This window comes from Neobacillus oceani, assembly GCF_046237595.1.
Lineage (GTDB): Bacteria > Bacillota > Bacilli > Bacillales > Cytobacillaceae > Bacillus_D > Bacillus_D oceani.
In genome coordinates this window covers 2,234,738-2,246,920 of the sequence record NZ_CP143543.1, presented here as the reverse complement: position 1 = coordinate 2,246,920, position 12,183 = coordinate 2,234,738, and the positions used below count along the sequence as shown (strand labels likewise).

The window sequence follows — 12,183 nt, the reverse complement described above, 5'->3', positions numbered from 1 at the left end:
AAGGATCCCACCCTGGTTGTACTTTGCTCATTGACTAAACCTCCTATTATATAAATTAATAATCCAATATATTTTTTACTTTACATTAAATACCATACTAATTAAATAGCTTTTTAAAAGTACATCTAAATTCTCTATATTACTCCCAATATGTAAGGACAAACCTGTTCATAAATCGTTAAATAAAAGTTGTTTCAGTTGGGAATCTATTTAACTCATTTAAAAATAGATTTCATAAAACTCTTACATAATTAGATAATTCGATTTTAAAAAAGGAATTAATATAACGCCATATTTTATTCCCTAGTATTCACCGAAATTTATTAATAAATGGAAAATGAAATGTTTTATGTGAAAGAGGGCTTTTAATCAATTATAATGGATTAGATATTATTTTTTTAGGAGGGTCTACTTTGGCTAATACATGTAAAAAATGTAAAACTGAAATTAATAAATCAGATGCTATTAAAACAGATGAATTTGGAGTTTATGGATCTGACATATATACCTATTGTCCAAGTTGTTTTATTGATGAAGTAAAACATGGTTTTGATAATTATGAAATAGGAAACTGACATGTCTGCAACAGCCCACTAGTATTACAACATGACGATGAAGAGACAGTATCTTTAGCTCAATTTGATGGTACAGTTCATTTCGTTTGTGAAAAGATTAAAGAGGCAAATGAAAATGAAGAAGAAACTGAGCGTTTAGAAGAGGAAGGTCATGACTGTTTAATACTTTATACCATACAGCCAGATTCAAATGAGCCAGATTTTGGTTAATAAAAAAGGATGTTAGCCAAAGGCTTTCATCCTTTTAATTATTATTTAAACATAACAATAGTTGTAGCTAGCCCTAGGATCTTCAATAAAACAACCACAACCTCCAAAATCAAAAAGGTCAATATTCTCAGATTGACTTTCAATTTCCTCTCTTAATTGCTTTAAAGTAATTTTCTCGTTTTTATAATTCCTTTGCCTTTTTAATATGGAGACATCCTTTTGTAAGTAATTTATTAATTCCTCTTCCTTGTATTCGTGATATCTATATCGGTCTGGTAGTGAAAATAATAAGTTTCTAAAATGCGCTTGGCCGGCTCTTACACAAAAGCCTCCACAATTATTATGCGAGAATCCCATTTCGTATAAGCGAGGTATTTTTATTCCGCGTTGTTTTAATTCAAGAAAGATTTCATCTTTAGAAATATACGGTTCGTCACATAAAGGTGCATATACAATAAAGGGGGCCCAGTTATTTTTTACTTTTTCTAATCTATGTGACTCTGTCCAATCAATACCTACATATAAGGTAACTTCCTCAGGTTTGAAATTGTCAATAACCCATTTTTTTGCTGGTTCTTGTTTTAAGATCCTTGTACATGGAGCTACTCTGGAGTTTCCTAGATATCTAACATCCTTAAATACTTGCCAAATGTCCCTACCATCACATAGTTTAACAAGTTCAACACCAATTTCTGCTACACTTTCCTCCAAAAACCTATACAAGTCCTCATCCTCATTAAGAGTATCAGAAAATAATAATATAACATCTTGCTTAGGAACCTTATTTGCAACCAATTTAGCAGCCATGTAACTACCTACCCCACCTGAATACATAACTACATGTTTCATATTACCACCTCTTTAATAAAAGTTAAGGTGACTTTTTTCGAACGTATGTTCTAAATTGATTATACCAAAAATGAAATTCAATATACAAGTAAATAAAAAACCCCCAAAACATTATTTGAGGGTTCTAACAACTTAAGAAAAGGAACATACACAGGGAATAGTATCATCTGGTTTAAACAGATATTTCTCAATTCCTTCTCTTTCAATATCTAAACGGTATTGTTTTAATGTATATGGCCCACCATTTTTCTTAAGGATAGAAACATCTTTAGCAAAGTGAGCTCTAAAACGCTCCTCCATTTCTTCTTGTTCTTTGTACTGATCCGGCCATATAGCCAGTAAAGTTGCATAGTGTTGTAAGCCGCCTCTAACACACCTTCCACCACAATTAGCATGAGAGAATCCATAAATACCGAACTTAACTAATAATTTTGCAATAGGATCATTTTCACTTTCTGCTTTTTCAATTGCGGCAGTGTACATCCGGGGTAAATTAATACCCCATTCATTCTGGATAATTCCCTTTGCGTCAAGATCTTCCCTTAATGTTTCAATTAACGGGAACCTTGATTCAATGGGTTCTAATGGGAAATGCTCATAAAAAGACCTAATCCCAGCTGCCTTTCTAATATTCATGTCCGGACTATTTTCATCTATGATGTTGTATTTACGCCTAATATGACTATCATCTCGGCGCTGTTTTTCATGAGGTGAAATACCAAAATATAAAACAGGCTCTAAATTTTCGTTGTCACGCAAGCCCTCTAAATAGACAAGTGTTTGTCTTACTTTTAGTTCTTCTGAACATTTTGCTAACCGAGAGTTACCTAGAAACTTATAATCATAGAAGACTTCCTCTGGAGTCCTGCCATCTAATATCTCTGTGATTTCAAGACCAATATAATCTGAGACTTCATCCATAAACCTTAAATTATCTTCATCTTCCCAAAGAGTGTTTGTAAAGAATAATTTACAGTTGCCTTTCCCAAAAGTCTGTACCATGTAATAGGCAACATAGGCACTACCAGCCCCACCAGAAAACATCGCAATATAAATACGTTTACGTTCTGACCGAGGTAAATTTATTCCCCACTCATCTTGAATAGTTTTCTTTATATTTAAAGTTTTTGTATCTACCTCATCATATAGTGGGAATTTTATAGGGATAGCTTCAATAGGAAGCTGTTCAAAGAATGTTATAATATCCGTTGACTTCGCAAAACCCTTCTCTATACTTTCTAAACAAATAGATTTGTTGTCATACCAATTTTCCGGAACATTGCCAAAATATAATATTGGGTTAAGTTTCTCTTGCTCCCTAATAGATAAAACATACTTTACCAACTCTTTTAGTTTTACTTCAACTTCATATTTTAAAATAGATGTATCTTCATCTACAGAACAAAACTCATAGTTTATTTCATTTGGATCTGCTTCAATTTTAATTAATGGTAGATCCAAAAAAGTAGATACATCTTTCATAAACCTATGATTATCAATATAATTAGGGTTTTCACCATTTTCGCTAAAGAAATCTAAATACAACAGTCTACTGTTTTCTTTCCCGTACTTCTCAACAACTTTTTTTGCTACGAAAGAACTTGCAACTCCACCTGTTAGTACGGCAATATGAACTTGATTACCATTTAAAGTATCCAAGTTAACACCTCCTGTTTATTCGATATATTCTTCCATTAAAAGATAAATCATATACTCTAATTCATTTTTCGGAATATTACGACCAGCATTTTTAATTATTCTGTCAATATTCGTATAAACAGTTTTTGCCTTTACAGAGAGCTCTACTTTATTTATTACTTTTGATTTATTACCAATTTGAACAGTATAATAACTAGAATGAGTTTCTTTGACAGAATGTGATGGGTTATCCCTCTCAACATAAAACCGATCAATTTCATGGACGCCTTGTTCAATATCTTTAGTAAACTTTTCTTTAGTTTTGTCAGACCAATCCTCTACTCTTACACCAGAGAAATTTTCAGCAAACTCCCGTACCCAGTCATCCGTTTTAATACTTAATATCCACTTTACTAACTCACTGTTTTTCTTTAGATATTCATGTTGGCTATCAGCCCATTTTCTAAGCTGTTCAAAGTTTTTAGTTCTGGTATTCTCTAAAACTACCTGTTTTAGTTTTTGTATTTCCACCAAAATAAAATTTTCTGCATATTCCTTAACTCTTAATAAACCTAATATATTCTCATCATGGTAAATAGAATATATTTCCGAGATACTCATTTGAGGTTTTACTTCCGTCCTTCTTATTAAATCCCGAAGTGTTCTAAATTCTTGGTCGACTGACTCAGAAATTTGAGTGAATCTTGGTAATGATCTTAGCCATTTTAACAAAGTACCACATATCTGAATCAATCTCGAATTATGGTGTCCCTCAAGACGATCTTCGATATGACTGTGGAAAAAGTTTTCAATAATATTAAAGAATTTAATAAACTCTTCATCAATATGTTCATAGACATATTGATAGTTTTCTGGACCTTCTTCTTCTAGAATTTCATAAAGTTTACTACCATTCAACCCAGGGACAAAGATCTCATTCCGGTAAAGCATAAATTCATTCCATCGATCTCTAAGCATAGCAACTAAAAGAATAGGTATAACTGGTTTTCTAATTCCAAAAGGAGGTTTTGCAAAAATGTCTATAATATCTGAAAAATTCCCTTTAGGTTGTTGATCTAATAAGTCAACTAATTTCTCTCTCATTTTTTTATATGGGCCATACTCAATATACCTGTAGTCCAAGTTCATGATATTAAAATCAAAATTAAAATTATTTTTAAATATTGAAGCATAAATTGCATATGCTGGTCCATTACCAGAAACACCGAATTGATCTTCTGTAGGTGCCTTTATAATTTGATCAATTAATAACTTTGCCCCAGAAATTTGTTGAGAAGAACTGTTCATCCTATTAAAAGAATCATTTATGATCTTTGGACTTTCACCATAAAGTAGGTAACATTTTTCCGACAAAAGTTCAGATAATTCTATCGAACTATTAATTGGTATCCTTTTTCTAGTAGATATCCAGGTTAAATTTTGATCGAAGTTTGTTAGTAATGATAAAAATCTATTAATAACATAATTTACTTCTTTTGATAAAACTGTTAATTCTTCCTTAATACCTCTATCTTCTGAAAGTAATTCTTTATCTGAAGTTAAGGTCTCGATAATCACACTCTCCAATATTTCGTCCTTAATTGAAGATAAGGGTTTGGGATGAATTACAAAAATATCTTTATGGGATCCCGATAATTTTGAAAGATCTTCCACTACATTTTTCGCTTCGCTATCTTCTGGAATAACATAGTATATAGTTAAATCATTAATATTATTTTTTAATTTAACCTTATCGAATCCCTGCAAATCACTTTCTAGAAGAAGCTCTATATTGGCAAATCTGGTCATTTCTTTATCATCATTGAATCTCTCTGGAAAGAAATACTTTCTTGATAAATTTTTCAACAAAATTTTATGAATATCAGTGTTTGTCAAGATTTGTCCAGATTTTTTATCAGATATTTTTTCTTGGATGTCAATAGCACTTCCAGAATGAAGTTCCCAATGTTCACTCAATCTGTTAAACCTAATTACTTTATGGTTTGCTAATGCTTCAAGTACTGCATTAATATTATCGATTTCTTGGATAGCAAACTTAAGGAAATCAGTTGTAATCTTTTGCTCATTCTGTAATCCACATAAACTCCATATTGATAAAAATTTTATTATTTGAAATGCAAGCTTCTTATCAACCAAATTGTCGGGGATTCTTGCCACAGCTTTTTTATATAGCAAAAGGTGTTTAGAAACCTCAGGATCAACATCATTACCTGATGCATCAGAAAAGAAGTAATCAAACAATTGATGAGGTTTATAATAACCCTTGGTTTTAGCTATATGATTTAATAAACCACCTGTTTCTTCGCTTTCTAAAAACGTGAAAAGAGTCCTCTCATTTTGTCCAAAAATACTAGAAAGTTGTGGCAAAACAAAAAGCGTAACTGGATGTAAGGGATACATAGACCTTACAATTATTTGCTCTCTTTCATTTGGATTTAAGCTTGGGAAAAGGGAATATTGTTTTAAACTTTTTAGTGTTTCATTATAAGTTGACTCAGCAATTACAGGTTTTTCTTTAATATTTTCTGTCATTATCACTTCAGCAATCTTGAGGAAGGTTGCTTGATCACTGGTAATATTGTATTGTCTAAAACGTTTTTCAATTCGTTGAAACTCTTTAGCAATATCACCTTGGTTTCCACCAAAATATTGTCTTAAACTTTTATGGGTTATGAGGATTAAATGCAAAGATTTTTCACGATCTGTTAATTCAGCTAAATCCTGAATATCTTGCATTGTTTCATTAAGGCTAGAATTATTTAATCCTTGCAAAAAACGTCCAAATTCATCAAATACAATCATTAACCCTAAATTGTTTGCGTTTATTAATTTTGAAATGTAACCCATTTGCTCCAGAAAGTCTTCAGTGTATCCTATTTCAAAAGTAGCTCCAGAAGTAAGTAAAGGATAGATCTCACTAAAAAATGAAATCTCTTCTTCATTCTGATTCTTTATTTCCTCTTTCCATGAGGTAATATTTTTATTATTAGATTCCAGGTAACCAAGAAAGGAAGAGTATGTTTGTGGGAATCGTTTTTCCCATAACTTAACCGATTCAAGAATTTTTTTACTTACACCAGGTAGAACAACTTCAAGACCTTCTTTTTTTAATGCCTTAACTACATTTGAGAGTATAGCTTGCCTAAATCTTCCTTCATTACCTGTTAAGAGTACCGGTACGTATCTTTTATTCAGGTTATTTACACTATTAAACTGATTCGCTATGTAATCATCAAATAACACAAATTTATTTATTAGTTTTTCTACACCTAAAGGATCAGCATTTTTTGAAACTATGCTGCTTACCACTGTAGCAAGTAGTGATTTCCCAGTACCGTATGCTCCCACTACAATATGAGCTCTATTGCTTTCTTTTAAGAACCCGTCTAATATACCTTTTAAAACTTCTGTATGTGAAGGAGTTGGAATATATCTATTAATAAATTCTTCCTTCCCAACATCGAAACGAATGTTAACACTAGTCTTAAACACCATGCTTGATAGTCGCCCTTCCTGTCTCTGCTTTAAACTCATAATTTAAATATTCAATTGAATCAATCTTTGGTACTCGAACATTATCAAGATTATTTGTTCTAACATATTCGATTGGAAAATTTTCATGGTTCGTTAAAATATTTAAAGCTTCTATTATTTTGTTTCTAGAAAGATTAAATACTTTACCCCATAAAAACGGCTCATTAATGATTTCTTCAAGACTAATTAGATCAACACCTTTTTCAAGTGAATAGTTTAATAATACGTAGTACAATGCGGATATGCCAATTTCATTAACTTCAGGAGATACTTTCCGAATATTTTCGTTTTTTTCTTCTGAAGGTTCTTCTTTAATAAGATTTAGCTTGGTAAAAGGACTAAAAATAAAGTCTTCTGGATCATTTTCATTTGCATTTTTAGTATACTGTTGTATTAGTACATCAATATCCCGATTTAAAGAAGTCTCGGAAACAGGTTTAGGTTCATTATTTTTAACCCAAGTTTTAAATGACTTTTTTAATTCGGGTCTTTGTGTAATGGTTTCTTTGTAGATATTAAAAAACCAATAAAATACTGTTGCTAAATCATTTTTATTACGAATTAGATTATAATGAAGAAGCGCCACGGTTTCGTTTCTTTGTAGTAGTCTATCAACAGAAAAAATCAATTCCCCTAATTCTGTCATTTGGTGCTCTTTATTTTTTGTCTCCTCCATTAGGTTCATAGCAGTTAGCCAAAAACGCAAAGACTTTACCATATTTTTACCTAAGCCTATTTTCTCAAAGCCGTCCTTATCATAAAAGAAACGAGGGTCCTCATTTATTGCTTTTAATCCCTTACTCACCCATTTATCACGCAAATAAAAACTCTCATGTCTACCGTAAGCCATAACCAAACGCCCTTCCTAATATGTACTGGGTTTAATATTCCAGTAGAAATAAATCAAAAATCATTACTGGATGGTGATATCCAGTAATGATTATACCTCATATTTATATTTTTAGTAAGTGATATTACCTAAAAATAAGAACAAACTTTCTGTCCTTAATAAAAAAATGGTAAGAAAAAAGGATGGAACTCTTAAAAAGTTCATCCTTTAGTACAACCCTAGGCTATTAGCTTTGTTCTATCCTCTTGTTAGTGAAGCGTTAACCAAAGTTTGCAATTTTGCCAATGCAATTACTTTTTGTTCATCAGTCAAATTCGAAAACAAACTAATGACAGCATCAACTTCTAACTCATTTAAACGTTTATTAATTAATCTTTTTATTTCCTTTAGTGTTTCTATTGTTGAATCACTAATATACGAGGGAATGACTTTAGTATGGTTAATCCAAGTTGTACACTCAGAAGCATCCAATGTATTAAGGTTTTCTCTTATATTAATATAATTTACTGCCCATCGTTCTTCCATATGATTTAACCGGGCTATTAACCTACTCTTATGGTTTTCCAAAATTGGAGCGAATTCGATTTCCGATTCGATTTCTACCCATTTATTTTTTAAGCCCGATAGTTCAAGAATAAGTTCTTTTCTATTATCCTTATATTTCTCTAAATTCTGAATATCATTAAGGAAATTTTGCAAATCATTTGCTGCCTGCTCAATTCCCTCTCTATCTACTTCGTTAATAGATTTGTTAAGAACACTCTTAATGTGAAGTAAAAAATTTTGGGACTCCTCAACAGTACTTAGTTCGTACATTGAATCATAAATTTCTGAAACTTCTTCAGTTAGCTTATTTATATATTCTTCAATTTTGATTAGGTTATTGTTAACCTTTTCAATGTTTTCATTTAAGTAATTTTTATCAACCTTATGGTTTAGCAATAGATCTAATATTTCTTTACCTTCATTTTTCATTTTAATTAAATCGTTGTACCCGGTTGTGTTATTAGGTCTATTTCTACTTAAATAGTTTTGGACAGTATCGTTTATATTTTGTAATTTTTGAATAATTGTTAAATCATCTAGTATTTGAGTTAATTTTGTTCTTAATTTCCTGGCTTCGTCATGATAATTATATCTTATTAGCGATTCAATTATTTGTTTTACCCATTTTTCAAATCCTGATACCTGCGCATAGCTTTGACACTTTAAATTAGTAACAAAGTTTGCAAATTTCTCATTAATATACCCATGACATTTATTTATCATATTATTAGCTTCTTCAATATGTCGAGAATTATATACATACTTTGCTGAACCATTTACAGCACCGCCTATATTATCGCATCCATCAAGGACTTCAAAAATTTCTTTAAAACTTGTATTACTTCTTAATGCATCACTAAATTTCGATTTAAGTCCACCTATATAGCGAAGATTTTGTTCTTGGAGCTTTAATCCATCTTTAAGAATCATTTCTAGATTCATAACTTTGTCTTCAAGTTCTTGTGGAATATCTTCTTCTAGTTTTAACCTCTCATATTCTTTCCATAGAGAAGGACAAAGATCTATATCATTATTTCGTTCCACCTTATTATATAAAGCTAAATAACGACCTGCTGATTTATCAGGATCAACTTTAATAATTGATGTATCAAACAAGCCCTTAAAATTCACCTGTTTATCAGTGAAGATCTCATTCCCCCACTCTTCAAGTCGTAATCTATCATCATTAATACTTACTCTTAATTCAATTTTTCTCTGAATTAGATAAGTAGCAATAAGGAGAGCTAATGCATAGTCATTTATCCCATAGGGCGGTCTTTGATAAATATCAAAAACTTCGTCTAGGCCGAAACTTCCCTTTTGCTCAACTAATTCATCAAGTTCTTCATAAATCTTTCTAACTTTTAAATTTGTCGGTGATATTAACTGATAATCACTATTAAAAATTCCCCATGATCCTAATCTTTTTTCAAATAAAACCCCCTCTATCCGATTTTTAATTTCTGATGTTTCAGAGTGAATGACTTGAAAAGCCGCTCCAGATAAAATCAACCTACCAATTCGGGATAGATTTTTCTTAGCCTTACCTAATGTTTTGTTGGAAAACTCCGTAAAAGGGAATGGGATGACAGAGTAATATAACTCTTCAAATAAACTATCCATATATAGCTTTGGACGTTTATCAATCTTAGTCAAACCTTTTTTTGTTAGAATAATCCGTTTTGATACAAGTTCGCTAAAACGGTCTTTTACTAAGTTATCCGCTTTATCCTTAAAATCCTGAATGAACCTACTATACTTCTCTTTTTCCTGTGGCGTAAACAAGTTAGAGATTTGATAATCAATGAGAGAACCATAAAACATATCTTCTTGGTCATCTAAAATAAAAAAGGCAATAGGTTTCTTATTGAATTCAAAACGTTCTAATAATTTTGAAACACTCTCAATTTTTTCTTTATCAGTATCTGATGAAATATAAATCCATACTAATTTGCCTTTTGGTTTATCAGGAGATGTCGATTGCTCCCAATCATTTACTAGGTTCAATAGATAGTTTTTTGTAATATCATCAATATGAATAATTTGTTGATTAAATTGCCATTCGTTTGTGCTGATTTGGTTTTTCCTACCAAATGCAGTATCCATTTTTTCTAAAGGAAGTACTTGATCAATAGCATTATCAAATACTAAACTTAAATTTATATCCAATTTTCTTTTCTTACTGTTAACTAATCTTTTGAAATCATTTATTCCAATTGCATCAGCCACAAAATCAAATACATTTGCACTTTCATCATAACTAATTATTCCGTAGTCATGTTCTAGTTGATTTATTAAAGATTCTACTTCTTTTATTGTAAAGGTTGAAGCATATGCTAATGCCTGTTTGGTTTCCTCTAACGACTTTGTTTTAAGTCTTCCGATTCTAATGATTAAATTGGCAGCTAATAATTCCTTTTGTCTATCATCGAGTTTATCACCATGTCTAGCTAGAATTTGATTATACAGGATACAATATTCACTTTGCTTCCTACCTTCTTGCTCGGCAGCTAGCAGTTCCTTAAAAAATTCAGTTCTGATGATTCTTGTGGCAGGTACAACCAATAAGTCGCCAAATTCATTTAATTCTTTTTCACCTTCAGCTTCTATTTGCCTCTCCAAAAATGTCAATGATGACCTTTGTTGAAGCCAGGAAGATAAATTAGATAGCATCCATGCTGTTAGGGGATGTAAAGGGTAAATCCCTTCTAGAACTACCTTTTTAAAATGGTCGAAACTTCCCCATACACTCGAATTTTTCGATTGTGGAACCCAAGAAATGAATAATTCATGAAATTTCTTCCACTCCCCTATATTTTTTTCGATTTTAGTTACAACTAAATCTTTAAATTCTTTAGGTTTAGTTCTTTCTATTAAATTTGCAAAAATTGTTTCCAAATTAGAAGACAAATGAATTTTTTCACTTGCTTCATACCTACCTATATACCTATTAATATTTGCTGTTCGATCAACTCTTGTTAGGTATGACTTTAAATCAGATTGGATAAAGCCAACAAAAATAATTTTGTCTTCGCTATCTTGTACAGCCTCGTATATTTGCTGCAATGCAGAATCCCCTGCTCTGGTTGGATAAGATGAGGCGTATTCTATATACCTACCAAATTCATCGAAAAACACAACGACTTTATTAAACTTACCTCTATCCCCGCATAAAGTTTCAGCTATTTTTGAAAGAATATCACCTGCAGATACGCCTTCATCCCATCGTATATAAGTTCCATTGATATTGTAGTAAACTTTATTTATTACCTCAAAAACGTTTGAATCTTGTAATATATTTTTCAAAAGAAAACCTTTCAAATTTGTTGAAGGACTATTATCTAAAATTTCCATAGCAAATTTTTGATACTGCTCTTCAAAATTTTCAAAAGTATTTGAAACAAAGTTTTTAGCAATATCATAAGATTTTGTTATGGTTTTTAGAAAATCAGAACTAACATCATGAAGATCTAAAACTTTCTGAGTCGCATTTAGAATTTCATAATTCAGGTTAAAATCTTTCATCCCATTAAGAACTAACACTAAGTTAGGTTTTAAGTGATAATCTTTTATATCCGATCCAATTTTTTTATCTACTTTATCTATATTAGATATAATCCCTTTTTGTAATTCTTCATTTCCACTAAACAGACTCGCTAAAGTAACTGCTAAATGAGATTTACCCGTACCGTAGGGAGCTATTGTCATAAAGAAATTTGATAAAGCACTTTCCCCATATAATTTATTTGTTAAGATATTTGCAAAGGAAGCTGTATCTACTAGACGATGTGATTTAAAGGTTAAATCCTCTTCCGAAACACCGAAGTATTCTGGCCCATGAAATACAAAGCTTTTTGCGATTTCATTTTGTTTCTCTTTGTTATAAAACCAATCTACTTGGACAGCTCCATTAAAATACAACTCTTTTTTAAAACGTATTATATCTTTAAGCTCTATCAT

Annotated in this window: 6 protein-coding genes; 1 reads left to right on the top strand and 5 read right to left on the bottom strand. The window is 31.1% G+C overall.

What is annotated here, in order from left to right; genetic code table 11:
- The first annotated feature begins 413 nt into the window (after positions 1-413).
- Positions 414-575, top strand: a complete 162-nt coding sequence (locus tag V1499_RS11160; RefSeq protein WP_409276145.1) for a hypothetical protein — start codon at positions 414-416, stop codon at positions 573-575.
- A gap of 255 nt (positions 576-830) precedes the next feature.
- On the opposite strand, the gene V1499_RS11155 is transcribed toward V1499_RS11160, so the two are convergent.
- From V1499_RS11155 to V1499_RS11135, 5 genes are all read right to left on the bottom strand, one after another.
- Positions 831-1,634, bottom strand: a complete 804-nt coding sequence (locus V1499_RS11155; protein ID WP_409276144.1) for a phosphoadenosine phosphosulfate reductase family protein — start codon at positions 1,632-1,634, stop codon at positions 831-833.
- 132 nt (positions 1,635-1,766) lie between these two features.
- Entirely contained in the window at positions 1,767-3,293 is a 1,527-nt protein-coding gene (locus V1499_RS11150) for a hypothetical protein (RefSeq protein WP_409276143.1), read from the bottom strand.
- A 15-nt stretch (positions 3,294-3,308) separates the two neighbouring features.
- Entirely contained in the window at positions 3,309-6,788 is a 3,480-nt protein-coding gene (locus tag V1499_RS11145; protein WP_409276142.1) for a hypothetical protein, read from the bottom strand.
- Positions 6,778-7,677: a DUF4007 family protein gene (locus V1499_RS11140; protein ID WP_409276141.1), complete on the bottom strand. Its 900-nt coding sequence runs from the start codon at positions 7,675-7,677 to the stop codon at positions 6,778-6,780. Before V1499_RS11140 ends, V1499_RS11145 begins: the two co-directional genes overlap by 11 nt.
- Before the next feature lie 237 nt (positions 7,678-7,914).
- Positions 7,915-12,183, bottom strand: coding sequence for a hypothetical protein (locus tag V1499_RS11135; protein ID WP_409276140.1), 4,269 nt, complete (start codon positions 12,181-12,183; stop codon positions 7,915-7,917).

What these genes read in the sequence shown, in the direction of transcription:
- V1499_RS11145 (WP_409276142.1), bottom strand. Translation starts at nt 6,788, where the DNA reads ATGGTGTTTAAGACTAGTGTTAACATTCGTTTCGATGTTGGGAAGGAA.
- V1499_RS11135 (WP_409276140.1), bottom strand. Translation starts at nt 12,183, where the DNA reads ATGATAGAGCTTAAAGATATAATACGTTTTAAAAAAGAGTTGTATTTT.
- V1499_RS11140 (WP_409276141.1), bottom strand. Translation starts at nt 7,677, where the DNA reads ATGGCTTACGGTAGACATGAGAGTTTTTATTTGCGTGATAAATGGGTG.
- V1499_RS11155 (WP_409276144.1), bottom strand. Translation starts at nt 1,634, where the DNA reads ATGAAACATGTAGTTATGTATTCAGGTGGGGTAGGTAGTTACATGGCT.